We start from the raw sequence: 26,132 nt of genomic DNA, 5'->3' as shown, positions 1-26,132 counted from the left end.
ATGCATGCCAATAGCCCAATTCTTCAGCCTGTCACCATCGGCAGCCTGTCGCTGAAAAACCGCATCGTCATGGCGCCGATGACGCGCAGCCGCTCGGACGAGGCCGGCGTGCCGCCGGACTATGCCGCAGCGTATTACGCGCAGCGCGCCGGCGCCGGCCTGATCGTCACGGAAGCCACCAATATTTCGGCCCAGGCCCGCGGCTATCCACGCACGCCCGGCATCTGGACCGAGGAACAGGTCGCCGCCTGGCGCCACGTGACCGACGCCGTGCACCAGCGCGACGGCAAGATCTTCCTGCAACTGTGGCACACCGGCCGCATGTCGCATCCGGACATGCACAACGGCGGGCTGCCGGTGGCGCCATCGGCGATCAAGCCGGAAGGGCAGATCCGGGTGCAGGACGGCATGAAGGACTTCGTCACGCCGCGCGCGCTGGAGGCCGGCGAACTGCCTGGCATCGTTGAGGATTACCGCCGCGCCGCCGAAAACGCCAAGCGCGCCGGCTTCGATGGCGTGGAAGTGCACGCGGCCAACAACTACCTGCTGGAACAGTTCGTGCGCGACAGTACCAATCATCGCATCGACGAATACGGCGGCTCGCTGGAAAACCGCCTGCGCTTCCCGCTGGAAGTGGTGCGCGCGGTGGTGGATGTCTGGGGCGCCGACCGCGTCGGCATCCGCATCTCGCCGGTGACGACGGCGCCGGGCAACACCCCGCTCGACAGCAACACCATGGTCACCTTCGGCGCCTTTGTGGATGCACTGTCGGCACTGGGCCTGCTGTACATCCACGACATCGAGGGCGTGACCCAGTTGAGCCGTGAGGCCACCGACGGCATCAGCTTCACGGCGCTGCGCGAACGCTTCAACGGCGCCTACATCGCCAACAACCAGTACACGCTGGCGCTGGCCGAGCAGACGCTGGCGGCGGGCGACGCCGACCTGTTCAGCATCGGCCGGCCGTTCATCGCCAATCCGGACCTGATCGAGCGCCTGCGCACCGGCGCGCCGCTGGCCGAAGCGCCGAAGGAATACTGGTACGGCGGCGACGCCACCGGCTATTCCGACTGGCCCGGGCTCCATGGACGCTGACCGGCTCAGGGGATGGAGCGCCGCCGCCGCCAGCGTGGCGCGCGACTTCCTCCCCTGGCGCATGTCCGGTGCGCGTGCTGTCGATGAGGTCAGCTGCCTGGCGGCAGTGCTGCTGGCCATCGCCGGAGCGCATGGTCTGGGCATCGGCAATGTCGGCTGGGCCGCCTTCAGCGCCTTCATCGTGATACGCGGCACCTTTGCCGAAACCGCGTGGCGCGGCGCGCTGCGCGTGGCGGGCACGGTGGCCGGCGTGACGCTGGCGTGGCTGCTGGCGCCGGTGTTGCTCGGTTCGACCGTTTTGCTCAGTCTGGCGCTGGCCGTGGTGGGCGGCGCCACGCTGTACCTGTGCGTGGTGGACCGGCGCGGTTATGGCTGGCTGCTGGTCGGCCTGAGCTTTGCCATGGTGCTGGTCGACGGCATGCAGGATTCCAGCGTGGCGCTGGCGGCGTTTGCGAAGGCGCGGCTGGCCGAGGTCTGCGTCGGCACCGCCGCCGCAGTGCTGGTCAGCGCGGTTTCGGCGCTGCTCACCCGGCGCGCCGTGCCGTTGGTCGCGGCGCCGGCCTTGCAGTTCTGGCACAAGCCGGCCTGCCTGCACGCCTTGCAGGGCGCACTGGCGCTGGCGCTGATACCCTGGGTGTGGTCGGCATGGCACATCAAGGCGCTGAGCCAGAGCAGCATCACCATCATGGCGGTGATGATGGTGCCGGCGGTGGAGCTGGCCACCTCGGACAGCCCGGCGGCGACCCGGCTGCGGCACCGTTTCTTCGGCTGCTGCATCGGCGGCCTGCTGGCCACCGGCATCCTGCTGCTCAGCCATGCGTCGCCCGTCATCATGACGCTGGCGGCTTGCCTGGGCGTGGCGGCCGGCCGCCACATCGAGAACGCCGGGCACGGCGTCGAGTACGTCGGCACGCAGCTGGCGCTGGCGTTTCTGGTGGTGCTGGTGCCGGACAACTACGCATCGGTGGACGCCGCGACGGGGCTGCAGCGCCTGTTCGGCATCGTGATCGGCATGGTGTTGCTGGAGGTGGTACGGCGTTTTCTCAAAACAAAGCGTGGTAAAATCCCCGGCCCTTGAGGGCAGCCGCTGCGGCTGCCCTTTTTTGCATCTGGGATGAATAAATCAACAAGCAATGGAGGCAGTAGTGAGTATTTTTAGAACCAAGGACTTGGACGCCATGCGCGAGGCCAGCGCCAAACCTGGCGGCCTGAAGAAAGTCCTCGGACCGGTCGATCTGATTTTGATGGGTATCGGCGCCATTGTCGGCACCGGTATTTTTGTGCTGACGGGCAGCGGCGCGACGACCGCCGGCCCGGCGCTGGCGCTGTCCTTCGTGGTGGCGGCGTTTGCCTGCGGCTTTGCCGCGCTGTGCTACGCGGAGTTCGCCTCCATCCTGCCGGTGGCGGGCGGCATCTACACCTACAGCTACGCCATTTTGGGCGAGATCATCGCCTGGATGATCGGCTGGGACCTGATCCTGGAATACGGCCTGGTGACGTCCGCCGTGTCGGTGGGCTGGTCGGGCTATTTCCAGTCGCTGCTCGGCGGCTTCGGCATGCACATTCCGGCGGCGCTGTCCGCCGCCCCCGGCGCGCTGCCTGGCGTGACCACCTTCTTCAACCTGCCGGCCTTCCTGATCATGATGGTGCTGACCGTGCTGCTGTCGCTGGGCGTGCGTGAATCCGCCCGCGTCAACAACATCATGGTGGTGGTGAAGATCGGCGTGGTGCTGCTGTTCATCCTGGTCGGCGCGCGCCACGTGTCGCCGCCGAACTGGCATCCCTTCATGCCGTATGGCGCCACCGGCGTCATGAGCGCGGCGGCGCTGGTGTTCTTCGCCTTCATCGGTTTCGACGCGGTGACCACGGCGGCGGAAGAGGTCAAGCAGCCCAAGCGCGATCTGCCGATCGGCATCATCGGCTCGCTGGCGGTCTGCACCGTGCTGTACGTGGTGGTGTCGGCGATCATGACCGGCATCGTGCCGTTCACCCAGTTCAAGGGCATCGACCACCCGGTGTCGCTGGCGCTGCAATTTGCCGGCGAAAACTGGGTGGCCGGCTTTGTCGACCTCGGCGCTATCCTGGGCATGAGCACCGTGATCCTGGTGATGGCGTTCGGCCAGAGCCGCGTGCTGTATGCGATGTCGCGCGACGGCCTGCTGCCGAAGCGTTTGTCCGCGCTGAACGGCGCCGGCACGCCGATCGTGGCGACCTGGCTGGTCGGCATCGTGTTCGGCCTGCTGGGCGCGCTGGTGCCGCTGGAAGTGCTGGGCGAACTGGCAAACATCGGCACGCTGGCCGCGTTCTGCCTGGTGTCGGTGGCGGTGATCGTGCTGCGCAAGAAGCGTCCGGACCTGCCGCGTGCGTTCCGTTGCCCGGGCGTGCCGGTCATCCCTGGCCTGGCGATCCTGTTCTGCGGCGCGCTGATGGTGTTCCTCAGTGCCGTGACCTGGATTGCCTTCATCATCTGGCTGGCGATCGGGCTGGTGGTGTACTTCACCTATGCCCGCCGCCACTCGCTGCTGAACAAGGCCAACTGACCTTATTTGCTCAGGTTGTCCTTGACCAGGTCGATCACGTCCTGGCCGCGACCACTCAGCACCGCCTTGGCGGAATACAGGGCGGTGCCCAGCACCTGTTTCATCTCCACGGTGGGCGGCATGACCAGTTCAAAACGGTCGGTCGTCACATCCAGAAGCGCCGGGCCCGGATGGGCCAGCCAGGCCTGCACCGCTTCTTCCAGCTGGGCCGGCGTTTCGACCCGCTGGCCGTAAATGCCGATGGCTTCCGCCACGCGCGCGAAGTCCGGATTCTTCAAGTCGGTATAGGCGTCCAGCAAGCCTTCGACTTTCTGTTCCAACTCCACAAATCCCAGCGAGCTGTTGTTGTAGACCGCGACCTTGATCGCGATGTTTTCCTGCACGGCCGTAATCAGATCGCCCATCAGCATCGCCAGGCCACCATCGCCTGACAACGAAATCACTTGCCGCTGCGGGAAGGCTTTCTTGGCGCCCAGCGCCTGCGGCATGGCGTTGGCCATGGTGCCGTGGGTCAGGCTGACCAGCGTGCGGCGGCGGCCGTTGGCGCGCGTGTGGCGCAGCACCCAGACCATGGGCGAGCCGCCGTCGGCCGTGAAGATGGCGTCGTCGGCGGCGTACTTGTCGATCGTCGCCGTCAGGTACTGCGGGCGGATGGTGCCGTTGTCGCCGGCCGTGGCGCGTTCGTTGAGATGGGCGATGGCTTTCTGGTGGCGGTCGACGCAGTGGTCGAGGAAGGCGGCGTCTTCATGCTGCTGCAACAGCGGCAGCAGCGCCGTCAGCGTGGCGCCGATGTCGCCCACCGCGCCGATTTCGATGGGATGGCGTCGGCCAAGGTGAGTGGGATCGATGTCGATCTGGATGATGCGCGCATGCGCTGGATAAAACTGGCGCCAGGCGAAGTCGCAGCCCAATAGCAGCAAGGTGTCGCACTCGCTGACGGCGTGGTAGCCGGATGCGACGCCAAAGATGCCGGTCATGCCGACGTTGTGCGGATTGTCGTACTCGACGAAGTCCTTGGCGCGCGAGGTGTGGGCGATGGGCGCCTTCAGCCGCGCCGCCACCGCCATCAGCGCCGCATGCGCGCCCTGGCAGCCGGAGCCTCCGTAGATGGCGATTTTCTTGCCGGCGTTGAGCACTTCGGCAATGCGCGTCAGCTCGTCGTCCGATGGCCGCGTTTGCGGACGCGGCTGGTGCACCGCGAACGGCGGCTCGTCGGCTGCGGTTTCCTTCGAAATATCGGCGGGCACGATGATGACGGCCACGCCGCCCTTGGTCAGCGCGGCCTGCGCCGCCGCCGCGGTGACGCGGCGCGCCTGGGCCGGCGTGCGGATCTCCTGGCAGAATACGCTGCACTGGTCGTAGATCGGCTTGTAATCCACTTCCTGCGGGAAATCGAAGCCTTGTTCGTCGCGCACGATCTGGCTGGCGATCAGCACCACCGGCGAGCGGTTGCGGTGCGCCTCGAACAGGCCGTTGACGAAGTGCAGGCTGCCGGGACCGCAGGAACCGGCGCACAAGGTCAGGCGGCCGGTGAGCATGGCCTCGGCGCCGGCGGCAAAGCCGCCAGCTTCCTCGTGGCGCACGTGAACCCAGTTGATCTCGCTGCGGCGGATGGCGTCGGTGATGTGGTTGAGGGTGTCGCCGGGGACGCCCCAGCAATGTTTGGCGCCTGCTTGTTGCAGGGTTTCGATGATGACTTCTGCGACGGTCTTGGACATGGTCTGTTCCCGGTGTTGGTAGCAGACTTAGCATGTGACAGGCGGCCGTTCGTGTATGTTCGCTTCCGCACGAGCGGCCGATCTTGCTTTTCGTCAGGAGAGCAGGGCGGTGAGAGCGTTCGGGTGGATGGCCCAGCCGGCGAGTCCGGCCAGTCCCATCAGCACGCCGAAGGCGGTCGGCACCAGCGCCACGAAGTATAGCGCCCACAGCTGTGTCAGCGCGGTGATGGCCAGCAGCGAAATGGCGATGGCCAGCAAGGCATCCGACAGGTCGAACTGGTCGTCCTTGAAGTTGGCGGCGTCGTAGAGTTTCTGGTCGTTCTCGGCATCCGCCTTGGCCTCGGCTTTCTTGTGGCCCTGTTCCAGCGCCAGCGCTTCGTACTGCTTGATCGCGTCCTGGTACGCCGCCTGTTCGCCGGCCGGACGGCCCACCGCCGCCAGCTTCAGCTGCACCACTGTCGCCTTGGCCACTTCCTCGCGCACGTTGCGCGCCTGGTAGAAGGCCCAGTGGTCGACGCGGTTCACCTGCGCCTGCTGCATGCTCTGGTTGATGTTGTCATCCTTGACCTTGCAGATGCCCATGAAGGTGGCGAGCAAGGCTACCGTGATGGCGACAGTGGCGTTGAGCTTGCGGCCAGCCGGCTGTTGCGGTTCGTTCTGTGTGTCGACGATATCGAGAGGTTCCATAATGCGGTGAAAGTGGGAAAACCGCTAGCATAGCCTAATGCCTTGCTTGCCGCGCCGCCATTTCGATGGAGCTGAGGCCGACATTTGTCGCCGGCGTTTGACGTGGATCTAAAAGCGGACAAATGTGCGCAAGGGACTCAGGTGTATGCTGATTTTTCCGATACAGGAGGCTCACATGAAATCCAGCAAACTCCCCAAGCAGATCACCTGGACTGTTTCGTTGCCGGAAACGGAATATGACGCGATGCAGACCTTGCGTCTGGAACTCGGCGAATCGTCCGGCAGCAAGATCAAGAAAAGCGTGCTGGTCCGCGCAGCCTGCCGCATGCTGATGCATCAGGATCGCGCGGCGATTGCAAATGAGCTATCGAAAATCGACGCGCAATAACGCTGTACTTTCGCATGCCTGACGAATCTGCTAAGGTTGCGGCAGTGTTGGAAACGCCGCCAGAACTGGGCTAGTTCTGTGGCGTAGAGCGCATTATTGCTCAAAATTTTCAAAATCAGGAGCCCATATGAAATCTGCTAATGTTATATTTTCCCGCGTGGCAGGCGTGGTTGAAATGACGCTGGAGATTGACGGTCAACGCATCGCCAGCAGCACCAGCCAGGAATCCATCGCCCTCGAATTGCAAATCCACGAAGTCGGTCATTTGGTTATTGACGGCAAGTTCTCAACCGATTTGCCAACCTCCGCTGAAACGTTGGCGCAGGCGTCGGAAGTTGCGTTCAGCGAACTGATGCCGGCGTTGCGACTGATCGCCGCCTGTTCGACGACGGGACTGGCGAGCCACTCGCTGCTGCCCAAGAAAGCACGGAGGCGCGCCGTTGTTGAGGCCAAGCCGGCAAAAACGGGCAAGCATCCGAATCACTAGATGATGTTCAGCTGGAGCCAGCGATGTCCACGACAAATGTAGATGGTTACGAAATCGAATTTACCGCGGAAGCGCTTGCGGGAACGAACGAGTGGGGCGCATACGTTGCGATCTTCGCGCCTTCCGACAATCCCATGCATCTGGCTAACATCTATCCCAGGCAGCGCGTCGCTGCCGACGTGAGTTTTGCCAGCGAAGCCGACGCCGAAGCGGCGGCGCAGCAGGCCGGACTGGACGCCCTCCAGCAGTTGCGCGCGCAGGGTGACAAGCAACCATAGCAGCATCGGTGCGCTGGCACACCGTCCTGGCGCGGTTTCAGGTCTACATTTCAGGAACACTTAGTTCACCTGAAGAGACCGAAAAATGAAAACCGCACATCTGGCATCTGCATGCATTCTTGGCGCTATCGCCCAATTCGCTGCCGCGCAGACTTCCGCCATGCTGAACAAGGCGGACGAAGGCCGTCTGGTCGCCATCGCCCAGGCCAACATCGCTGAAGTGGCGGCCGGCAAAATGGCGCTGGAGAAAAGCGCCAACGCCGACGTCAAGCAATTCGCGCAGATGATGATCGACGATCATGGCAAAGGTCTGGATGAAACCAAGAAGGTAGCCGCAGCGAAGAATGTCGCCTTGCCGACCGAGCCTGACGCCGCTCATCAAAAAATGGCGGCCGACCTGCAAAAACTGTCTGGTGCGGCATTCGACAAGGCCTACGTGAGCAAGGCCGGCGTGGCCGACCACACCAAGGTCCATGCCGCGCTGAAAAAAGACATCGCCGACAGCAAGGACGCGGACGTCAAAGCGCTGGCGACCAAGCTGGAGCCGACCGTCGCGCACCATGAGGACATGGCGAAAAAACTCGACGCCGCAGTGAAATAAGCATGGCCGCGCCGCTCGCCGGTGAGGCGCGCTTTTGCGTTGGCGAGTGGCTCGACAGCGATCAGGCGGTGTTTGCGGACTGGATGCGTTTGCTGGGCGTGTATGCCCAGGCGCATCCGGCGCCGCTGTTGCCGCCTGTTGCAGCGCTTGCGCAGCATGTTGCCGCAGACGCCGAACTCAGCGCGTTGGTCGTGACGATGTTCGATGAGTTGCCATCCACGCCGCCATGCGATTGCGACCCCACCGGCCGGCCGCAGGCCCGCAGCTTCGCCCAGGCGCTGCAGATGATCAATGCCGCACTGGGGCGTCCTCCAGAATTCAATCAAACCGGCATCACTGGCTTGCCGATCAATGCGATCGTCAACTGGCTGATGCCGACCGCCAGCGGCCACAAGTTCTTTCTGGATGCCGATGTCAATCGCTGCCTGAAGGCTATTTTAGATCACTGGGGACGGTTTCTGACCTCCGCCGCCTCGCTGCCCGCATTGAGCAACGATCCGCACAAAGGCTGGTTTGGCGCCGATGCCATGCAGCACATGTCTGGCTTTGACGAGGAGTTCGAGTGCGATCCGGCATTGCCATATCGCGGCTATCGTTCATGGGACGAGTTCTTCACACGCCGGTTCCGGCCCGGCCAGCGACCGGTCGAGGCGCCGCACGACGATGCGGTGATCGTCAACGCCTGCGAATCGTCGCCATACCGGTTGGCGCGCGGCGTCACATTGCAGGACCGGTTCTGGATCAAGGCCCAGCCTTACGCGCTGGGGCGCATGCTGGCGGGCGACGAGTTGGCTGGCCGCTTCGATGGCGGCACAGTGTACCAGGCGTTTTTAAGTTCATTCAGTTATCACCGCTGGCACAGTCCGGTGTCCGGCCGCATCGTCAAGGCGTATGTGGTGGAAGGCAGCTATTACTCGTCGTGCATCGAGGAAGGGCTGGACCCGTCGGCGCCGCGCCAGTCGCAGGCCTACATTACGCAGGTGGCCAGCCGGGCGCTGGTGTTCATCGAAGCAGATCGTCCCGGCATCGGGCTGATGTGCTTCATGGCGGTGGGCATGGCCGAGGTGTCGGCCTGCGAGATCACCGTGGCGGAGGGCGAACGGGTGGAGAAGGGCCAGCAGATCGGCATGTTCCACTTTGGCGGCTCGACCCACTGCCTGATTTTCCGGCCCGAGACCAAGCTGGATTTCGACCTGCGCGGTCAGCGGCCCGGCCTCGACAGCCAAAAAATCAAATTATGCGAGCGCATCGCCACCGTCAAAGACTGATGCGCTAGGCGTGCTGCCAGCTCTTGTACACGACTTCGATGCTGTAGCCGTCGGGATCGAAGATGTTGGCGGCGTAGTAGCGCGGGTCGTAGTACAGTCGTGCGCCCGGTGCGCCGTTGTCCGTGGCGCCGGCTGCCATCGCGGCGGCGTAGAAGGCGTTCACCTGTTCCTCGCTGCTGGCGACAAAGCCGACATGGGCGGCGCGCGCATCGACGTTACCGTCGCGCAGCCAGAAGTAAATCCGGTTGTTGCTGCCGAAGCCCTTCAGGTCGGGATGACCTTCCGGGCCGTCGGCGCCGTCGTAATCGTGGACGTGCAGGATGCCGAGCGGCGCCAGCGCCTGCTCGTAGAACTTGATGGAAGCGGGCAGGTCGCGTACCGACAAAAACACGTGGTCTAGCATGGGGGTCCTCTCTAATGGTAAAGTCAATCTTTGGAAACATGACTTCTGCCAAGCATTATGCCCACCATCACCGAATTCCGCCATCAAGCGCCGACGCCTGAATATGACCATCCGCGCGCCGAGCGCCGTTTTGTAGGTAATCCGCAGCGCACCACCTGGAACCATTTCACCAACGCCAGCGGCGACGTCAGCGCCGGCATCTGGGCCTGCGAAAAAGGCAGCTGGCGCATCGCCTTCGGCCCGCATAAGGATGAATACTTCTACGTCCTCGAAGGCCGCTGCCGCGTCATCGACGAACAGGGCCACGCTGCCGAAGCCGGCCCCGGCGACGCACTGGTCATTCCCGCCGGCTTTAAAGGCGTGTTCGAAGTCGTCGAGCCAGTCAAAAAACACTACGTCATCATTGATCGTACAAGCTGAGCGTGCTTGAAGCTTTGCATGCAAAAGCATAAGATGAATGCATTGCATGCTGACGAGGGACCATATCATGGCGATGCTGACAATCCGTAACCTTCCTGATGATGTCCATCGCGCGCTTCGGGTGCGTGCTGCCGAGCATGGCCGGAGCACGGAGGCCGAGGTGCGGGAAATTCTGGCTGCGGCAGTCAAGCCTGAGCAGCGTGTGTTGATGGGCGATGCGCTTGCGGCGCTGGGCAGAAAAATCGGCTTCACAGACGAGGATGCAGAGAGCCTCGATCAGGTCCGCGTCAGAACGCCATCCAAGCCGATGAGCTTTGAATGATTATTCTCGATACCAATGTCATCTCCGAGGCGATGAAGCAGCGCCCTGACCAGGCAGTACGGAACTGGCTGAATAGCCAAGTCGAGGCGACACTCTATCTGTCGAGCGTAACCCTGGCCGAGTTGCTGCTGGGTATAGGTTCTCTTCCAAAGGGAAAACGCAAGAACCAGCTGGCGCAGGGACTCGACGATTTGCTGAGTATGTTCAAAGACAAAATTCTCCCATTCGACACCGAGGCGGCGGGGCATTATGCGCAGTTGGCAGTCATTGCAAAAAAGGCTGGGCGGGCTTTTCCCATTCCTGATGCTTACATTGCCGCGATTGCGGCCGCGCGCGGCTTTATCGTCGCGTCGCGTGACACGGGGCCGTATGAGGCCGTCGGTGTCAAAGTCATCAATCCGTGGGAAGGCTGATTGCTCGTATGCTTGAAATTCTTGCGATTACTTGTCCGATTTATCTGATTGTTCTTGCTGGTTATGTCGCTACCCGTGGCGGCTTGTTTGCGCGGGCGGATATGCAGGTGTTCGGGAAGTTTGTGTTTAACCTGGCGCTGCCGGCGCTGATATTCAATGCGCTGGCGCAGCGGCATATCCGGGAGATTCTGCATCCGGCGTATCTGCTGTCGTATCTGTTCGGCTCGCTGTTGATGCTGGCGCTGGCGTTTTTGCTGGGGCGGCGCGTGCTCCGGTTGAGCCTGATACGCAGCACGTTCATGGCCATGGGCGTGTCGTGCTCGAACAGCAGTTTTATCGGCTTCCCGATCCTGATGCTGATGGTGGCGCCGGTGGCCGGCGTGGCGCTGGGCCTGAACGTGATCGTGGAAAACCTGGTGATGCTGCCGCTGCTGCTGGCGATGGCCGAACACGGCCGGGGCGGAGGAGGCGGCGCATGGCATCAGGTCATCCGCCAGTCGGCGCAGCGGCTGATACGCAACCCGCTGGTGATTTCGGTAACGGCCGGCCTGGTCGTCAGCCTGTCGGAATTCAAGCTGCCGCAGCCGGTCATACGCACGGTGACGCTGTTCGCCCAGGCCAGTGGTGGCCTGTCGCTGTTTGCCATCGGCGGCATGCTGGTCGGACTGTCGCTCAGCACGGGCTGGCAGCGCGTGGTGCCGCTGGTGGCCGGCAAGCTGATCGGCCATCCGCTGGCGGTATTGCTGATCGCCTCGCTGGTGCCGCTGCTGGGCATCACGCCGATGGCGCCGGACCTGCGCGCCGCCGCCTTGCTGATGGCCGCCATGCCGATGCTGAGCATCTATCCTATCCTGGGCCAGGCCTACGGCGAGGCCGACCGCAGCGCCACCGCGCTATTGATTTGCATGGTGGCGTCGTTCTTCACGCTGAGTGCCTGGATGTGGCTGGTGCACCCGGCTTGAACAGTTCGCTGATGCCCATGGTCAGCACCGGTCCAGCCAGCGCCAGGTAGGAGCTGTCGACGCCGAACGGATTCCCGGCCAGGAACCAGCCGATGGTGGCGATCACCGACAGAATCACGCCGACAAACGCGCCGCGCGGCGTGCCGAACTTCGGCGCATAGAAAGCCATCAGGATCAGCACCGCCAGCGTCGCCCGCAGCGCCTTGCCGAGGAAGGCGATCATCAGCAGCTTTTCCGCATACAGCGCCAGCACCAGCGGCAGCAGGCCGGTGACCGCGATGGCGACACGCAGGAACAGCACCGATCGTGCATCGCTCTTGGCCTTGTTGAAGAAGGGATTGTAGAAGTCCTTCATCGCCAGTGTGGCCGAGGCCAGGGTGGTGGCCGAAATGCCGCCGAACAGCGCACCGGCCAGGCCCACCACCATGATGCTGGCCGAGAAGGCCGGCATGTGGGCGATCAGCTTGGGAAAGGCGTCGATCGACTTCATGCCGGGCCACATCACCGCGCTGCACATGCCGATCAGCGCGGCCATCAGTCCGAAGGGAATCATCAGCGACGACACGTAGTAGCAGGCGCGGCGCGCCACGGCCGGATTGTCGGTGCCCACCAGCGCCTGGATCACATACTGCGTGGCGAAAATCGAGCCGATGCCGCCGATCATCCAGGCGACGATCTGGCCCCAGCCGATTTCGGTCCAGTTGAACATCTGCGCCGGCAGCTGCGACTGCAAGGTGGCGATGCCGCCGCTGGCTTCCAGCGCATAGGCCAGCGCCAGCATCACGCCCACATACTTGACGATGGAGTGGGCGAAATTGGTGTACACCACCGACCGCATGCCGCCCAGGCTGACGTAGATGACGGTGATCGCGCCAACCAGCAGAATCGCCAGGCTCTTGTTAATGTGCAGCACAGCCGCCAGCACCGCGCCGCCGCCGGCATACAGCGCCACCGCGACGATGCTCAGGGCCACGATGGTCAGCACCGAGGCCGCATAGCGTACCGGCTCGCCGTATGCACTGGCCAGGATGCCGGAGATGGTGGTCTGGCCGCTTTCCTTGAACTTCTTCACCAGCACCACCGCGAGCAGCAGGAAGCCGAGCGACAGCGCCACCAGGTTCCAGGCGGCCGAGATGCCGATTTCATAGCCTTTCTGCGCCGTGCCGATGCTGACCGAGCTGCCGATGAATTCCGACAGCAGCAGCGCGCCGATCAAATAAGCTGGGAAATTGCGGCCGCCGGCCGTCATGCCTTCGCTGCTGTTGGCGTGCTTGCGCACGCTGTAGGTAATCCAGGACATGAGGCCGAAATAGGCCACCATCACCCCGCCGATGATCATTAAACGTGTATCCATTACTTCTTACTCCAGGTAAGCGCGCAGCAGCGCGCTGAACGCCGCGCCGGCTTCGATGTTTGAGATGTGCGATGCAGGCAGCGTTGTCAGCCGGGCGCCGGGGATCTGCTGCTGCAGCCAGGCGCCGTCTGCGGGCGTGGTGACCGGATCGGACAGGCCCGCCACGATCATGCACGGTACAGCGATGCTGGCCACGTCGGCGCGCAGGTCGGCATGCGCCAGCGCTTCGCAGCAGGCCGCGTAGCCGCCGGCGTCCTGCTGGCGCAGACGATCGACCAGCCGCGCCACGATGGCCGGTTCGCGTTCGATGAAAGCCGGCGTGAACCAGCGCGCAGCGGCGCCGTCGGCGATGGCGGCCATGCCGTCCTGGCGCACCTGCGCCGCACGTGTCAGCCAGCCATCGGCGCTGCCGATGCGGGCGGCGGTATTGGCCAGCACCAGCCGCGTGAAGCGCTGCGGGGCGTGGATGCCGAGCCATTGGCCCGTCATGCCGCCCATCGAAATGCCACAGAAGGCGGCGCGGTCGATGTGCAGATGATCGAGCAGGGCGATCACGTCCTGTCCCAGCCGCGCCAGGTCCACCGGCGCGCTGCCGGCCGGCGACTGGCCATGGCCGCGCGCATCGTAGCGGACCACGTAATGATCGGCGGCCAATGCGGCGGCTTGGGCGTCCCACATGGACAGATCGGTGCCGAGGGAATTCGACAGCACAACGCAAGGGTGTGCGGCGTCGCCGTCGGTGCGGTAATGCAGACGGTCGCCGGCTACTTCCAGATAAGGCATAGTGTTCTCCGGTGCGTGCTCACGCGGCGGCGCGTGGACGGTCAACCTCGGCGTCCGGCAGCGCGGCGCGTTCGCGCGTCATGTGGAAGTCGAAGTCGATCGAGGCGTAAGGCTGCTGCAGGCGTGCCGCATCCAGCTTTTGCGGATCGCTGATGCGCTCTATCGCCGGCACCAGGCCCTCGCGCGTGGCGAAGGCGAAATCGTCCCACAGGTATTTGTCGCCGTCGATGTTGATCTGCGTGGTCAGCTTGCGCTGGCCGTCGGCGCTGATGAAGAAGTGGATGTGCGCCGGGCGCTGGCCGTGGCGGCCCAGCAGGTCGAGCAGCTGCTGCGTGGTGCCGTCCGGCGGGCAGCCGTAGCCGACCGGGATGATGCTGCGGAACTGGTAGCGGCCCTGGTCATCGGTGATGATGGTGCGGCGCAGGTTGAAGTCCGACTGCGTGCGGTCGAAGAAGGAGTAGTTGCCGAGCAGGTTGGCGTGCCAGACTTCGACCTTGGCGCCGGCCAGTGGCTTGCCGTCTTCGTCGAACACGGTGCCCTGCATCAGCAGCGTTTCGGCGCGCTCGCTTTCGCTGCCGTCGTCCAGACGCGCGAAGCCCACGCTTTCCGGCGCACCGGCCACGTACAGCGGACCTTCGATGGTGCGCGGCGTGGCGCCGGCCAGGCCGGCCTTGGCCTCCGCCTCGTCGGCGCGCAGGTCGAGGAAGTGTTCCAGTCCCAGGCCGGCGGCCAGCAGGCCCAGTTCACTCGACGCGCCGGCGGCGGACAGGTAGGACACGCCGCTCCAGAACTCATTCGGCGTCACGTCCAGGTCTTCGATGGCTTTGCACAAGTCGCCCAGCACGCGCACCACCACTTGCTGCACGCGCGGATTGGCTGGGCTCTTGGCTGCGTCCACGATCCAGGTTTTTACCAGTTTATCGATGTCTGCATGGTTCATTTCAGGTCTCCTCTATTTAGGATTTTAAAGGTCGTTGTCGCGGACCGAGGAAGGATGGCGGCATAGCGGCATCACCTCGATCTGCATGTAGGGGAATAGCGGCAGGGACGTCAGCAGCGTATGCAGCTCGTCCACGCTGGCCACATCGAACACGCTGATGTTGGCGTACTGGCCGGCGATGCGCCACAGGTGGCGCCATTTGCCTTCGTGCTGCAGGCGCGCCGCCAGCGCTTTTTCGTCCGCCTTCAGTTGCGCGGCCTGCTCGGCCGGCATGGTCATCGGCAGGTTGACGTTCATTCGTACGTGGAACAGCATCGGGTATCTCCTTGGTTATTTGCGGCGCATGGCGTGCAGTTTGTCGGTGTCGATTTCCACGCCGAGCCCAGGGCCGGTCGGCACCTGCAGCATGAAGTCCTTGTAGACCAGCGGCTCGCGCAGCACTTCCTGCGTCAGCAGCAGGGGACCGAACAGTTCGGTGTCCCAGGCCAGCGTGGGGAAGGTGGAGCACACGTGGGCGGTGGCGGCGGTGCCGATGCCGCCTTCGAGCATGGTGCCGCCATACAGTTCGATGCCGGCCAGGCGCGCCACGGTCGCCACTTCCAGCGCCGGCAGCAGGCCGCCGGACTGGGTGATCTTGACCGCGTAGACGTCGGCGGCGTCGGCGCGCGCCAGCGCCATGGCGTCGTCCGGGCCGTGCAGCGCTTCGTCGGCCATGATGGCGACGTCGAAGCGCTGCTTGAGGCGGGCCAGTGCCGCGACATTGGTGGCCTTGACCGGCTGCTCGATCAGGTCGATGCCGCCGGCTTCCAGTGCGGCGATGCCGCGTACCGCGTCGCCCTCCGTCCATGCCTGGTTGACGTCCACCCGCACGCTGGCCTTGTCGCCCAGCGCGCGCTTGATCGCCAGCACGTGGGCCACATCGGCAGCCACGTCGCGCAGGCCGATTTTCAGTTTGAAGATGCGGTGGCGGCGCAGTTCCAGCATCTGCTCCGCTTCGGCGATGTCCTTGGTGGTGTCGCCGCTGGCCAGCGTCCACGCCACCGGCAGCGCGTCGCGCACGCGGCCGCCCAGCAGTTCGGACAGCGGCACATTGAGGCGGCGCGCCTGGGCGTCGAGCAGCGCGGTCTCCAGCGCGCACTTGGCGAAGCGGTTGCCCTGGATGGTCTTGCGGATCTTCGCCATCGCCTTGGCCACCGCGCTCGCCTCCATGCCGACCAGCAGCGGTGCGATGTAGGTGTCGATATTGGTCTTGATGCTTTCCGGGCTCTCTTCGCCGTAATTCAGGCCGCCGATGGTGGTGGCCTCGCCCCAGCCGACGATGCCGTCGCCGCAGGTGACCTTGACCAGCACCAGCGTCTGCGTGTTCATGGTGGCGACGGACAGGCGGTGCGGTCGAATGGTTGGCACGTCTACAAGGTAGGTGTCGATATTTTGAATCATATTTATTCCGTATAATCCGTCAGGTATGCTTACGATATTCCTGCGAAGGTGGCGGGTCCAACACTGTTTTGGTATGGCTTCCATACCTTGAGGGTATGAATCGATGGAATTACGGCATCTGCGCTACTTCATCGCCGTGGCGGAAGAGCGCAATTACACGCGGGCGGCCGAACGCCTGCACATGGCCCAGCCGCCGCTGAGCCGGCAGATCCAGCAGCTGGAAGAGATGCTGGACGTGGCGTTGATCGAAAAAGGTTCGCGGCCGTTGCGGCTGACCGAGGCCGGCGAATTCTTCCTGGCCCACGCGCGCACGGTGCTGGACCAGGTGCGCGATCTGAAGGCGATGACGCAGCGCGTGGGCAAGCTGGAACGCAAGCTGTCGATCGGTTTTGTGGCTTCCACGCTGTACGGCGAACTGCCGGACATCGTGCGGCGCTACAGCGAACGCTTCCCCGAGGTGGAAGTGACGCTGCACGAGATGATGACGGTGGAGCAGATGCAGGCGCTGAAGGACGGCCGCATCGACGTCGGCTTCGGCCGGCTGAAAAGCGAAGACCCGAGCATCCGCCGCATCCTGCTGCGCAATGAGCGCATGGTGGTGGCGCTGTCGCCGCATCACCGGCTGGTGGAGCGCCAGGGTGGATTGCGGCTGCGCGATCTGGTGCACGAGAAGCTGCTGGTGTATCCGAAGTCGCCGCGTCCCAGCTTTGCCGACCAGGTGCTGGCGGTACTGGGCGAGGCCAATGTCACGCCCGGGTTGGTGACCGAGGTGCGCGAGCTGCAGATTGCGATGGGACTGGTGGCAGCCGGGCAGGGCATCACCATTGTGCCGGAGAGCGTGCAGGCCATGCATCACCGCAACGTGGTGTACCGGCCGCTGGAGGACAAGCATGCGTTCTCGCCGATCCTGTTCGGCGTGCGGCATATGGACCGTTCGCCGGAGCTGGGCAACCTGCTGGCGGCGGTGTATTCGATCTACGACGATCTGGGCATCGCCTACACGCCTGAGACGCTTTAAGGCAGCAGCACCGACAGCTCCTGCGCGCCCTGGCGCAGCACGGGCATGAATTCTTCCACCATACGCTCCGGCGTGACGCGGATGGCCTGGGCGCCGACGTTCAGCGCGGCCAGCACGCGTCCCGAGGCGCCGCGCACCGGCACGGCGATCGAGCGCAGGCCCAGTTCCAGTTCTTCATTGTTGGCCGCATAGCCCTGCTTGCGCACCCGCGCCAGCTCGGCGCGCAGGGCGTCGACATCTGTGATGGTGTTGGGCGTGCGCGCCGTCAGCGTCACGCGCGCCAGATAGGCATCCAGCTCCGCCGCCGGCAAATGCGCCAGCAGCACGCGGCCCAGCGAGGTGCAGTACGCCGGCAAGCGGCTGCCGGCGCTTAGCGACACCGACATCACGCGCGAGGCGGCCGCGCGGGCCACGTACAGCACCTGGTCTTCCTCCAGCACCGCCAGCGAACTCGATTCGCCCAGCGTCTTGCTGATCTGGTCCAGGCAGGGCTGGGCCGACAGCGTCAACGGCGTCGACGACAGATAGGAATACCCCAGCGTCAGCACCTTCGGCCGCAGCGTGAAATTCTTCAGCTCCGCATCCACATAGCCCAGCTGCTTCAACGTGTGCAGGCAGCGCCGCACGGCCGCACGCGGAATGCCGGTCTGCTGGCTGATTTGCGCGATGGTCAGCGGCTGGCGCGAATCGGCAAAGGCGCGCACCACGGCCAGGCCGCGCGCGAGGGAGGTCATGAAATCGGGATCGGTCAGCGCCTCGATTTCGTCGGCGATGGTGGGAGCAGGAGTTGTCGGCATGGCAGGATTGTAAACGATGGCGCTTGACCTCAACGGGGAAACAGGCGTAGACTTTTTGTGCGATAAACGGCTATGTGTTCGATTATCGCACAAAAGCCATAATGGAGGATCACAACATCATGATCGACAAGACCTTTGCAACGCTGGAAAGCGCGGTAGCCGACATCCACGACGGCGCCACCGTGATGATCGGCGGCTTCGGCAACGCCGGCATGCCGTCGGCGCTGATCGACGCGCTGCTGGCGCAAGGCGCGCGCGACCTCACCGTCGTCAACAACAATGCCGGCAACGGTGAAACCGGGCTGGCGGCGCTGATCAAGGCCAAACGCGTACGCAAGATCATCTGCTCGTTCCCGCGCCAGGCCGATTCGCATCACTTCGATGCGCTGTACCGCGCCGGCGAAATCGAACTGGAACTGACACCGCAGGGCAACCTGGCGGAACGCATCCGCGCCGCCGGCGCCGGCATCGGCGGCTTCTTCACGCCCACCGGCTACGGCACCCAGCTGGCCGAGGGCAAGGAAACGCGCCTGATCGACGGTCGTCACTACGTGTTCGAAACGCCGATCCGCGCCGACTTCGCGCTGATCAAGGCGCTGCGCGGCGACCGCTGGGGCAACCTGGTGTACCGCAAGACGGCGCGTAACTTCGGCCCGATCATGGCGATGGCCGCCAAGACCACCATCGCCCAGGTGGTGGACGTGGTGGCGCTTGGCGAACTCGATCCCGAAGCGATCGTCACGCCGGGCATCTTTGTACAACGTGTGGTGAAGGAGGCAGCATGAGCCGCTATACCCGTGACCAGATGGCCGAACGCGTGGCCCAGGATATTCCGGAAGGCGCGTACGTGAACCTCGGCATCGGCCTGCCGACCAAGGTCGCCAACTACCTGCCGGCCGAACGCGAAGTGTTCCTGCACAGCGAGAACGGCCTGCTCGGCATGGGCCCGTCGCCGGCGCCGGGCGAGGAAGACGAGGACCTGATCAACGCCGGCAAGCAGCCGGTGACGCTGCTGACCGGCGGCGCCTACTTCCACCACGCCGATTCGTTCGCGATGATGCGCGGCGGCCACCTGGACATCTGCGTGCTGGGCGCGTTCCAGGTGTCGGGCGGCGGCGACCTGGCCAACTGGCACACCGGCGCGCCGGACGCGATTCCCGCCGTCGGCGGCGCCATGGACCTGGCGCTCGGCGCCAAGCAGGTGTTCGTGATGATGGAGCACCAGACCAAGACCGGCGAGAGCAAGGTGGTGGCGCAGTGCACCTATCCGCTGACCGGCATCGCCTGCGTCAGCCGCATCTACACCGACATGGCGGTGCTGGACGTGACGCCGCAGGGCCTGCGCGTGCGCGAGATGGCGCCCGGTCTGACCTTCAACGATCTGCAAGCGGCAACCGCAGCCACGCTGCTACCCGCTGAACCCAACCAGGAGTAACAGCATGACCGATGTATTTATTTGCGACGCCATCCGCACCCCGATCGGCCGCTACGGCGGCGCGCTGAAAGACGTGCGCGCCGACGACCTGGGCGCGGTGCCGCTGCGCGAACTGGTGCGCCGCAATCCCGGCGTAGACTGGAGCGCCATCGATGAAGTGATCTACGGCTGCGCCAACCAGGCCGGTGAAGATAACCGCAACGTGGCGCGCATGTCGCTGCTGCTGGCCGGCCTGCCGCAGGAAGTGCCGGGCACCACGGTCAACCGTTTGTGCGGTTCCGGCATGGACGCGGTGGGCACGGCGGCACGCGCCATCCGCAGCGGCGAGGCGCGGCTGGTGATCGCCGGCGGCGTCGAATCGATGACGCGCGCGCCTTTCGTCATGGGCAAGGCGGAATCGGCGTTCTCGCGCGGCGCGGCGATCTTCGACACCACCATCGGCTGGCGCTTCCCGAATCCGCAGATGCACGCGCTGTACGGCACCGATGCGATGCCGGAGACGGCGGAAAACGTCGCCGACGATTACGGCGTCAACCGCGCCGACCAGGACCAGTTCGCGCTGGCCAGCCAGGCCAAGGCCGCGCGCGCGCAGCGCGACAAGGTGTTTGACGAAGAGATCGTGCCGGTGCTGGTGCCGCAGAAGAAAGGCGAGCCGCTGGCGTTTGCGCAGGACGAACATCCGCGCGAGACCAGCATCGAGGCGCTGGCCAAGCTGAAACCGGTAGTGCGCCCTGGCGGCACGGTGACGGCGGGCAATGCGTCCGGCGTCAACGACGGCGCCTGCGCGCTGCTGCTGGCGAATGCGGAAGCGGCGCAAGCCTATGGCCTGACGCCGCGCGCGCGCGTGATCGGCATGGCGACGGCCGGCGTGGCGCCGCGCGTGATGGGCATCGGCCCGGTGCCGGCGGTGCAAAAGCTGCTGCGCCAGACCGGCATGACGCTCGACCAGTTCGACGTGATCGAGCTGAATGAAGCTTTCGCCGCGCAGGGCCTGGCGGTGCTGCGCGAACTGGGCCTGCGCGACGACGATCCGCGCATGAATCCGAACGGCGGCGCCATCGCGCTGGGTCACCCGCTGGGCATGAGCGGCGCACGCCTGGTCACCACCGCCATGTACCAGCTGGCGCGCAGCGGCGGGCGTTACGCGCTGTGCACGATGTGCATCGGCGTTGGTCAGGGGATTGCGATCGCGATTGAACGGATTCCTTGATTTATATCAAACTGAATGTAAATAAATATTTATTTTATTCTGATCAACTTTGTTGTCGGTGCGACTATATAATCGATAGTAATATTTATTACTGAATGAGATTATGCGGTTAAACTTACCTGTCAGCAATATTGAATATGTTCTCGATGAGACGCAAACAATTGTCTCGAAAACTGATCTTAATGGAAACATTACTTATATCAATAGGGATTTTATTAATGTCAGTGGTTATTCCGAGGAAGAGTTAATCGGGGCGCCGCAGAATATCGTGCGGCATCCCGACATGCCGTGCGCCGCATTTGAGGACATGTGGCGCACCTTGAAGCAGGGCCGGGCCTGGAATGGTCTGGTAAAGAACCGCTGCAAAAGCGGTAATTTCTACTGGGTCGAGGCGAATGCCGCACCGTATCTGGAAAACGGCAAAGTCGTTGGATATACTTCGGTGCGGGTAAAGCCCAGCCGCGAAAGAATCGAGGCCGCGGAACATCTTTATAAAACCGAGAATTTAAAGTTTAAAGAAAAACGTAATATATCGCTGTCGCTGACGCTGAATATCTTGTTCTTTGCGATAATCGGCTTGATGCTGGTTTCATTATTATTGCCAGCGACCAAAACTATTATCGGCATCGATATGGCGCTGACCGTCGCCGGCTTGATGCTGCTGCGTAAAACCGCGATCGCGCCGCTCACCGCCATGCGTGAATATCTCGACGAAATGAGCGGCGGCGACCTCACCGGCCACATCGACGTCAAAGGCAGCAGCGAGACCATCGAGATGCTGCATGCGCTGCGCATCCTGCAAATCAATCTGCAATCGCTGGTCGGCCAGATCAAGGAAGCCAGCACCGTCGTCAGCGCCGACGCCAACGATATCGCCCACGGCAATGCCGATCTTTCCGCCCGCACCGAAGGCCAATCCAGCTCGCTGGAGGAAACCGCGGCCTCGATGAAGCAGATGACCGACACCGTGCGCCAGAACGCCGATGCCGCCCACGACGCCAACGATCTGGCGCTGGCCGCCGCCAGGGTGGCGGGCGAGGGCGGCGAGGCGGTCAACGCCGTGGTGCATACCATGGAGTCGATACGTCAAAGCTCGGCGCGTATTGCGGACATCATCTCCGTCATCGACGGCATCGCCTTCCAGACCAATATCCTGGCGCTGAACGCCGCCGTGGAAGCGGCACGCGCCGGCGAGCAGGGACGCGGCTTTGCCGTCGTCGCCACCGAAGTGCGCAACCTGGCGCAGCGTTCGGCGACGGCGGCGCACGAGATCAAGGATCTGATCACCCATTCGGTCGACGAAATCGCCAGCGGCAGCCGCCAGGCCGCCGACGCCGGCCGCATCATGGCCGGCATCGTGGAGTCGGTGCGCAAGGTGGAGCGGTACATGGGGGATATCAGCAATGCCAGCAAGGAGCAGAGCAGCGGCATTGAGCAGATCAACCAGGCGGTGGCGCATATCGACGCCATCAACCAGCAGAATGCCGTGGTGGTGGAGGAGGCGGCGCTGGCCGCTCAACGCATGCAGCAACAGGCGCTGCAACTTGGGAATCTGATTTGCCAGTTCAAGCTGGTGGCGTGCAGCACGTCATCCAACATCCTTAGGCTGGATGCGCGCCGCAAACGCGTGCCGCTGTCGGTCATGGCCTCCGAAGAGGCCCTTGCATCAACGCGGTTATCAACGCAGATCAGCGTCTACCGGCCTTGATCTTGCGCGCCGGCGCTGCTTGCGGAGCATGCTCCGCGGCGGCGCCGAACAGCGCCTCCACCATCGGGTCGCGGCGGATGCTGAGTTTTTTCGCGCGCGTCGGGTAGGTGGTGTCATCGATCAGGCGGTGCACCCGCGCGCCTTCGCGGTTGACGGTCACGCTCAACGTTGGACCGTCATAATATTCCTGTGCCATTTCCTGTGCCATTTCCAGTTCCATCTTGATTCTCTTTCGATTTAAGCAGTCATGTACACGCTGGACCGGCGCACAACCTGCCGGCTCGATGGCGCTGCAATGACTGGCTGTTCCAGCGCCGGCGATTCAGTGATCTTGAGGATGTGGCGGCGCGCCTGCGCGGCGCAGCCTGCGTACAGGGCCACATAGGTTTGATAGGACGTCATGGCCGGCCAGCCGGCCGGCAGCAGCTCCTGCGGCAGCAGCGGATCGCTGCGGCGGCATTGCTGGTAGCCGTGGCTGACCAGCAGCCGCACCATGTAGGCCTGCTGGTCGGTGAAGGCGCCGCGCTGGCCCAGCATCTGCCGCAGCGGCATGAAGCGCTGCTGGAACTGTTCGTACAATTCGGCCGGCGTTTCCAGATCCCAGTCGCACTTGCCGAATAGCGGCTGGCGCACCGCCGCCGCCAGCTGGGCGCCGGCCACTTCAAACAACGCCAGGCCATGGTCTTCGCCCGCCTGGACGCCGCGCGTGTAGGACGCGGGACGCGCCATCACGTTCGGCGCCAGCACGCAGTAGTCCAGGTCCAGCAGCTGTTTGCGCGCGGCGGCGTAGCGTGCGGCGCTGAAGCCGCCGGTGTGGACCAGCATGGTCCAGTCTTCGCCGAAGCTGCGCGCGGCCGGGATATTGAGCCGCTGGCGCGCCGACAGGATCGCCGCCGCAGTGGGCGGCGTCAGCATGCACAGGCTGCGGCGGCCGTGGCGTTCAATTTTGATCAATTTGCTCTCGGCCAGGCGGAACAGGGCGGTGCGGATGGTGCGTTCCTGGAAGCCGAGCGGTTCGAGCAGGGCGATCACGCTGCCCAGCCACTGGGTCTTCTGCCCGAAGGCCTGGGCTTCGCTGAACATCAGTTTTAACAGGGTGCTCAGGCGCGGCTTGGCCTGACGCAGGACGGCGTCAATATAGAATTCGCTATTCATGATTTTGAAGATATGCAGGTGAGGTTGAGCCAGAGCGCCATTTGCGGCGCGCCAGCATATAAAGTGCGACGCCGGCGAACCACGCGTAGCCGCCGGCCAGCAGGAGCACGCACGCCTGGTGCAGCAGTTCGCCGCGACCGGTCCAGCCGCTCGACAGTGAGGCGGCGACCAGCAGCAGGAACATGCCGGTGGCGTAGGCGCCGGTCAGCCTGGACGTCGGCGCCGCCTGGAAAGCGATGGCGATCGCCAGCAGGCCCACCCAGCCCAGCATGCCCCACATGGCGTGCAAGCCGGCCAGGCGCTGCAAGGGCAGCTGGATCAGGCCAGGCCAGGCGAACACGCTGGCCAGCATGCCGCCCAGCGTCATGCTCACCACCAGCGCCGCCAGCGCCAGGCGGATGCCGGCCATGAGCGCGTCGGAGCCGGGCCGGTGCGGCTGCCACATGGCGACCGTGCAGGCGCCCACAAACAAGAGCAGTCCCGCCAGCAGCAGCGCCATGGCGACGCGGAACAGGGCCGGACTCTCCTGCCAGAACGCGGCGGCCAGGGCCAGCGTGCCGGCGCACAAACACAGGTGCACCGTCGCGCCGACACGACCGGCGCGCGGCACGGCGATGCCCGCCACCGTCGGCAGGATTTGCAGCAGCGCGCCGATCATCGTCATGCTCAGGCATCCGAGCACCAGCAGGTGGGTGATGGCCAGCGTCAGCGGTGACCAGCGGGTGAGCAGTGCAGGCTCTCCCTGCCAGGCGAGGAAGGCTGCCGCCAGCGCCGCGAACAATGGCGCAGTGAGGAAAAAGCGCATCGGCAGCGACCGGGGAGTGTCGCCGAAGGAGAGGGCCCGCTGCGGCGCATCGATGGGTTTCATGCGTCGGGAGCCAGCCAGACAAGCACTTCATAGCGCTGGTCGTCCTGCACCGTGGTGCGGTACTGGTAGCCGTTGCGCAGCAGGATGCGGTACAGCGGCACCGGCTCGCGATCGATAATCACGCGCAGCTGTTCGTCCAGTCCCAGCGTATCCAGCGCTTCGAGGATGCGCACCATCGGTTCCGGCGGTTCCAGGCCGCCCACGTCCAGCAAGGCGTTCATGCTTCGCTCCAGGCGCCGGCTTCCTCGGCGTGGCCGATGTTCTCCATGCTGGCGACGACGGCGTCGGCCTGCTTGGCCAGCACGAAGTCGGCCTGCGGGTAGAGAATGCCTTCTTCTTTCAGGCTGTGCTGGCGCATCAGGATGCGCAGCATGTCGGCCTGGCCGAAGAAGGCTTCGCAATCGCGGTGGTCGATGGCGATCTTCATCGCCGTCAGCATGCCGCGCATCTGGCGGTGCTCGGCGCGCATCACCACCGTGGGGCCGTAGCCGTTGCCCAGCGCGTGGTCCAGGCGCGGGAACAGGATGCGTTCTTCCTTGTCCAGGTGACGGTAAAACATGCTGAGGAACGTGCCGAAATGGCTGCTGGCGGCTTCCCAGTTGTGCAGGATGACGTCCGACTCCGCCATCGAATATTGATCGTCGCACCGGCGATGATCCTGATCGAGATAGGTAGCGATCTTGTGCATCTCATTTGTCCTTGATTCAACTGCATGCATTGTCCCACCCGGTAAAGCACAAATTCTTTGATTCACATCAAGGATTTCCGGGATCACGAAGCGATACAGTTCGTTCGCCCTTCTTAGCTACCAAGATCATATGAATCAATCTGACTCTCCCCCCATCGAGCTGGTATGCCCGGCGGGCAGCCTTCCGGCCTTGAAGGCCGCCATCGACCTGGGCGCCGATTGTGTTTACCTCGGCTTTCGCGACGCCACCAACGCGCGCAACTTCGCCGGCCTGAATTTCGACGACGCCGCCATCAGCACCGGCATCGCCTACGCGCATCAGCGTGGACGCAAGGTGCTGCTGGCGCTGAACACTTATCCGCAGCCGGACAACACGGCGCTGTGGCAGAAAGCCATCGACCGCGCCGCCAATGCCGGCGTGGACGCGGTGATCCTGGCCGATCCGGGCCTGATGCGCTACGCCGCCGACCATTACCCGAACCTGCGCCTGCATTTGTCGGTACAGGGATCGGCCACCAATGCCGAAGCCATCAACTTCTACCAGAAGCAGTTCGGCGTGGCGCGCGCGGTGCTGCCGCGCGTGCTGTCGCTGGCGCAGGTGGAGCACGTGGTGAAGAACACTTCGGTGGAAATCGAGGTGTTCGGCTTCGGCAGCCTGTGCGTGATGGTGGAAGGCCGCTGCCAGCTGTCGTCGTATGTGACCGGCGAATCGCCGAACACCCACGGTGTCTGCTCGCCGGCCAAGGCGGTGCGCTGGCAGCAGAATCCGCGCGGCCTGGAGTCGCGCCTGAACGGCGTGATGATCGACCGCTACACGCCGCAGGAAAACGCCAGCTACCCGACGCTGTGCAAGGGCCGCTTCGAGGTGGAGGACGAAACCTATTACGCCATCGAGGAACCCACCAGCCTGAATACGCTGGAACTGCTGCCGCAGCTGCTGGACATGGGCGTGCGCGCGGTGAAGATCGAAGGACGCCAGCGTAGCCCGGCCTATGTGTCGCAGGTGACGCGCGTGTGGCGCGCGGCGCTGGACGAATGCCTGCACAACACGGCGCGCTACTCGGTCAAGCCGGGCTGGATGTCGGAACTGAATACGCTGGCGGAAGGCCAGCAGCACACACTGGGCGCGTATCACCGCTCATGGAAATAACAAC

The 26,132-nt window shown here is 64.1% G+C and carries 32 protein-coding genes and 1 pseudogene; 19 read left to right on the top strand and 14 right to left on the bottom strand.

Annotated features, from left to right (window positions below; translation table 11 throughout):
• The 3 genes from GJ698_RS08520 to bcaP all read left to right on the top strand — a co-directional run bounded on the left by GJ698_RS08520 (window position 1) and on the right by bcaP (window position 3,635).
• Window positions 1–1,095, top strand: coding sequence for an alkene reductase (locus GJ698_RS08520; RefSeq protein ID WP_154357192.1), 1,095 nt, complete (start codon window positions 1–3; stop codon window positions 1,093–1,095).
• Window positions 1,085–2,173, top strand: a complete 1,089-nt coding sequence (locus GJ698_RS08515) for an FUSC family protein (protein ID WP_154357191.1) — start codon at window positions 1,085–1,087, stop codon at window positions 2,171–2,173. Before GJ698_RS08520 ends, GJ698_RS08515 begins: the two co-directional genes overlap by 11 nt.
• Window positions 2,174–2,240: 67 nt before the next feature.
• Entirely contained in the window at window positions 2,241–3,635 is a 1,395-nt protein-coding gene (gene bcaP, locus GJ698_RS08510; RefSeq protein ID WP_371865201.1) for a branched-chain amino acid transporter BcaP, read from the top strand.
• Window positions 3,636–3,637: 2 nt separating this feature from the next.
• Here bcaP and GJ698_RS08505 read toward each other — a convergent pair whose 3' ends face one another.
• Both GJ698_RS08505 and GJ698_RS08500 read right to left on the bottom strand, forming a co-directional pair.
• Entirely contained in the window at window positions 3,638–5,353 is a 1,716-nt protein-coding gene (locus tag GJ698_RS08505; RefSeq protein WP_154357190.1) for a thiamine pyrophosphate-dependent enzyme, read from the bottom strand.
• Window positions 5,354–5,446: 93 nt separating this feature from the next.
• Window positions 5,447–6,040, bottom strand: coding sequence for a DUF4337 domain-containing protein (locus tag GJ698_RS08500; protein ID WP_154357189.1), 594 nt, complete (start codon window positions 6,038–6,040; stop codon window positions 5,447–5,449).
• Between the two features lie 175 nt (window positions 6,041–6,215).
• On the opposite strand from GJ698_RS08500, the gene GJ698_RS08495 reads away from it, so the two are divergent.
• From GJ698_RS08495 to GJ698_RS08475, 5 genes are all read left to right on the top strand, one after another.
• The gene (locus GJ698_RS08495; RefSeq protein WP_154357188.1) at window positions 6,216–6,428 is read left to right on the top strand and encodes a hypothetical protein; all 213 of its coding nucleotides are present in this window, start codon (window positions 6,216–6,218) and stop codon (window positions 6,426–6,428) included.
• A gap of 127 nt (window positions 6,429–6,555) precedes the next feature.
• Window positions 6,556–6,915, top strand: a complete 360-nt coding sequence (locus GJ698_RS08490) for a hypothetical protein (protein WP_154357187.1) — start codon at window positions 6,556–6,558, stop codon at window positions 6,913–6,915.
• Between the two features lie 23 nt (window positions 6,916–6,938).
• The gene (locus tag GJ698_RS08485) at window positions 6,939–7,193 is read left to right on the top strand and encodes a hypothetical protein (RefSeq protein WP_154357186.1); all 255 of its coding nucleotides are present in this window, start codon (window positions 6,939–6,941) and stop codon (window positions 7,191–7,193) included.
• An 85-nt stretch (window positions 7,194–7,278) separates the two neighbouring features.
• On the top strand, window positions 7,279–7,794 hold the full coding sequence (locus tag GJ698_RS08480; protein WP_154357185.1) for a DUF4142 domain-containing protein: 516 nt from the start codon (window positions 7,279–7,281) through the stop codon (window positions 7,792–7,794).
• Between the two features lie 2 nt (window positions 7,795–7,796).
• Entirely contained in the window at window positions 7,797–9,062 is a 1,266-nt protein-coding gene (locus tag GJ698_RS08475; protein WP_208023795.1) for a phosphatidylserine decarboxylase family protein, read from the top strand.
• A 4-nt stretch (window positions 9,063–9,066) separates the two neighbouring features.
• Here the strand turns inward: GJ698_RS08475 and GJ698_RS08470 are convergent, their stop codons facing one another.
• Entirely contained in the window at window positions 9,067–9,465 is a 399-nt protein-coding gene (locus tag GJ698_RS08470; protein ID WP_154357184.1) for a VOC family protein, read from the bottom strand.
• 57 nt (window positions 9,466–9,522) lie between these two features.
• Between GJ698_RS08470 and GJ698_RS08465 the strand changes: the two genes are divergently transcribed.
• From GJ698_RS08465 to GJ698_RS08450, 4 genes are all read left to right on the top strand, one after another.
• Complete coding sequence (locus GJ698_RS08465) at window positions 9,523–9,885, top strand: cupin domain-containing protein (RefSeq protein ID WP_154357183.1); 363 nt, start codon at window positions 9,523–9,525, stop codon at window positions 9,883–9,885.
• A gap of 67 nt (window positions 9,886–9,952) precedes the next feature.
• On the top strand, window positions 9,953–10,207 hold the full coding sequence (locus GJ698_RS08460) for a FitA-like ribbon-helix-helix domain-containing protein (protein ID WP_154357182.1): 255 nt from the start codon (window positions 9,953–9,955) through the stop codon (window positions 10,205–10,207).
• The gene (locus GJ698_RS08455) at window positions 10,204–10,620 is read left to right on the top strand and encodes a type II toxin-antitoxin system VapC family toxin (protein ID WP_154357181.1); all 417 of its coding nucleotides are present in this window, start codon (window positions 10,204–10,206) and stop codon (window positions 10,618–10,620) included. The genes GJ698_RS08460 and GJ698_RS08455 overlap by 4 nt, the downstream gene beginning before the upstream one ends.
• 8 nt (window positions 10,621–10,628) lie before the next feature.
• Window positions 10,629–11,582, top strand: a complete 954-nt coding sequence (locus GJ698_RS08450; RefSeq protein ID WP_154357180.1) for an AEC family transporter — start codon at window positions 10,629–10,631, stop codon at window positions 11,580–11,582.
• On the opposite strand, the gene GJ698_RS08445 is transcribed toward GJ698_RS08450, so the two are convergent.
• The 5 genes from GJ698_RS08445 to GJ698_RS08425 are packed head-to-tail and all read right to left on the bottom strand — an operon-like array spanning window position 11,542 to window position 16,099.
• The gene (locus GJ698_RS08445; RefSeq protein WP_154357179.1) at window positions 11,542–12,936 is read right to left on the bottom strand and encodes a sodium:solute symporter family protein; all 1,395 of its coding nucleotides are present in this window, start codon (window positions 12,934–12,936) and stop codon (window positions 11,542–11,544) included. The two genes, GJ698_RS08450 and GJ698_RS08445, sit on opposite strands and share 41 nt — an antisense overlap.
• Window positions 12,937–12,942: 6 nt before the next feature.
• Entirely contained in the window at window positions 12,943–13,719 is a 777-nt protein-coding gene (pcaD, locus tag GJ698_RS08440; RefSeq protein WP_154357178.1) for a 3-oxoadipate enol-lactonase, read from the bottom strand.
• Between the two features lie 19 nt (window positions 13,720–13,738).
• The gene (gene catA, locus GJ698_RS08435; protein WP_154357177.1) at window positions 13,739–14,659 is read right to left on the bottom strand and encodes a catechol 1,2-dioxygenase; all 921 of its coding nucleotides are present in this window, start codon (window positions 14,657–14,659) and stop codon (window positions 13,739–13,741) included.
• 24 nt (window positions 14,660–14,683) lie between these two features.
• Window positions 14,684–14,974, bottom strand: coding sequence for a muconolactone Delta-isomerase (gene catC, locus GJ698_RS08430; protein ID WP_154357176.1), 291 nt, complete (start codon window positions 14,972–14,974; stop codon window positions 14,684–14,686).
• A 15-nt stretch (window positions 14,975–14,989) separates the two neighbouring features.
• Window positions 14,990–16,099: a muconate/chloromuconate family cycloisomerase gene (locus tag GJ698_RS08425; RefSeq protein ID WP_154357175.1), complete on the bottom strand. Its 1,110-nt coding sequence runs from the start codon at window positions 16,097–16,099 to the stop codon at window positions 14,990–14,992.
• Window positions 16,100–16,202: 103 nt separating this feature from the next.
• Between GJ698_RS08425 and GJ698_RS08420 the strand changes: the two genes are divergently transcribed.
• Window positions 16,203–17,117, top strand: coding sequence for a LysR family transcriptional regulator (locus GJ698_RS08420; protein WP_154357174.1), 915 nt, complete (start codon window positions 16,203–16,205; stop codon window positions 17,115–17,117).
• On the opposite strand, the gene GJ698_RS08415 is transcribed toward GJ698_RS08420, so the two are convergent.
• Complete coding sequence (locus GJ698_RS08415; RefSeq protein WP_154357173.1) at window positions 17,114–17,914, bottom strand: IclR family transcriptional regulator domain-containing protein; 801 nt, start codon at window positions 17,912–17,914, stop codon at window positions 17,114–17,116. The two genes, GJ698_RS08420 and GJ698_RS08415, sit on opposite strands and share 4 nt — an antisense overlap.
• A gap of 119 nt (window positions 17,915–18,033) precedes the next feature.
• Between GJ698_RS08415 and GJ698_RS08410 the strand changes: the two genes are divergently transcribed.
• The 5 genes and pseudogenes from GJ698_RS08410 to GJ698_RS30855 all read left to right on the top strand — a co-directional run bounded on the left by GJ698_RS08410 (window position 18,034) and on the right by GJ698_RS30855 (window position 22,267).
• Window positions 18,034–18,699: a 3-oxoacid CoA-transferase subunit A gene (locus GJ698_RS08410; RefSeq protein WP_154357172.1), complete on the top strand. Its 666-nt coding sequence runs from the start codon at window positions 18,034–18,036 to the stop codon at window positions 18,697–18,699.
• A complete protein-coding gene (locus GJ698_RS08405) occupies window positions 18,696–19,349 on the top strand; it encodes a CoA transferase subunit B (protein ID WP_154357171.1) in 654 nt (217 codons plus the stop codon). The genes GJ698_RS08410 and GJ698_RS08405 overlap by 4 nt, the downstream gene beginning before the upstream one ends.
• A 4-nt stretch (window positions 19,350–19,353) precedes the next feature.
• Window positions 19,354–20,559 (top strand): 3-oxoadipyl-CoA thiolase, encoded by a 1,206-nt coding sequence (pcaF, locus tag GJ698_RS08400; protein ID WP_154357170.1) that lies wholly within the window; start codon window positions 19,354–19,356, stop codon window positions 20,557–20,559.
• Between the two features lie 103 nt (window positions 20,560–20,662).
• Window positions 20,663–20,992 (top strand): annotated as a pseudogene (locus GJ698_RS30860) (PAS domain-containing protein); the annotation flags it as partial.
• Window positions 20,993–21,190: 198 nt separating this feature from the next.
• Window positions 21,191–22,267, top strand: a complete 1,077-nt coding sequence (locus GJ698_RS30855; RefSeq protein WP_307766652.1) for a methyl-accepting chemotaxis protein — start codon at window positions 21,191–21,193, stop codon at window positions 22,265–22,267.
• Here the strand turns inward: GJ698_RS30855 and GJ698_RS08390 are convergent.
• The 5 genes from GJ698_RS08390 to GJ698_RS08370 are packed head-to-tail and all read right to left on the bottom strand — an operon-like array spanning window position 22,248 to window position 24,978.
• On the bottom strand, window positions 22,248–22,487 hold the full coding sequence (locus tag GJ698_RS08390) for a hypothetical protein (protein WP_229259893.1): 240 nt from the start codon (window positions 22,485–22,487) through the stop codon (window positions 22,248–22,250). The two genes, GJ698_RS30855 and GJ698_RS08390, sit on opposite strands and share 20 nt — an antisense overlap.
• 17 nt (window positions 22,488–22,504) lie before the next feature.
• Window positions 22,505–23,422 carry a PaaX family transcriptional regulator C-terminal domain-containing protein gene (locus GJ698_RS08385; RefSeq protein WP_154357168.1) on the bottom strand — a complete coding sequence of 306 codons (918 nt, stop codon included), beginning with the start codon at window positions 23,420–23,422 and terminating at the stop codon, window positions 22,505–22,507.
• Window positions 23,415–24,290, bottom strand: coding sequence for a hypothetical protein (locus GJ698_RS08380; RefSeq protein WP_208023794.1), 876 nt, complete (start codon window positions 24,288–24,290; stop codon window positions 23,415–23,417). Before GJ698_RS08380 ends, GJ698_RS08385 begins: the two co-directional genes overlap by 8 nt.
• On the bottom strand, window positions 24,287–24,511 hold the full coding sequence (locus GJ698_RS08375) for a DUF2249 domain-containing protein (RefSeq protein ID WP_154357167.1): 225 nt from the start codon (window positions 24,509–24,511) through the stop codon (window positions 24,287–24,289). The genes GJ698_RS08380 and GJ698_RS08375 overlap by 4 nt, the downstream gene beginning before the upstream one ends.
• A complete protein-coding gene (locus GJ698_RS08370) occupies window positions 24,508–24,978 on the bottom strand; it encodes a hemerythrin domain-containing protein (protein WP_154357166.1) in 471 nt (156 codons plus the stop codon). Before GJ698_RS08370 ends, GJ698_RS08375 begins: the two co-directional genes overlap by 4 nt.
• Window positions 24,979–25,108: 130 nt before the next feature.
• Here GJ698_RS08370 and ubiU point away from each other — a divergent pair, with 130 nt between their 5' ends.
• Window positions 25,109–26,128 (top strand): ubiquinone anaerobic biosynthesis protein UbiU, encoded by a 1,020-nt coding sequence (gene ubiU, locus GJ698_RS08365; RefSeq protein ID WP_154357165.1) that lies wholly within the window; start codon window positions 25,109–25,111, stop codon window positions 26,126–26,128.
• The last annotated feature ends 4 nt before the right edge of the window (window positions 26,129–26,132 follow it).

The organism is Duganella aquatilis (assembly GCF_009674565.1).
Classification (GTDB): domain Bacteria; phylum Pseudomonadota; class Gammaproteobacteria; order Burkholderiales; family Burkholderiaceae_D; genus Rugamonas; species Rugamonas aquatilis.
The sequence above is the reverse complement of the archived record's forward strand: the minus strand, read 5'-3'. Positions and strand labels throughout refer to the sequence as shown.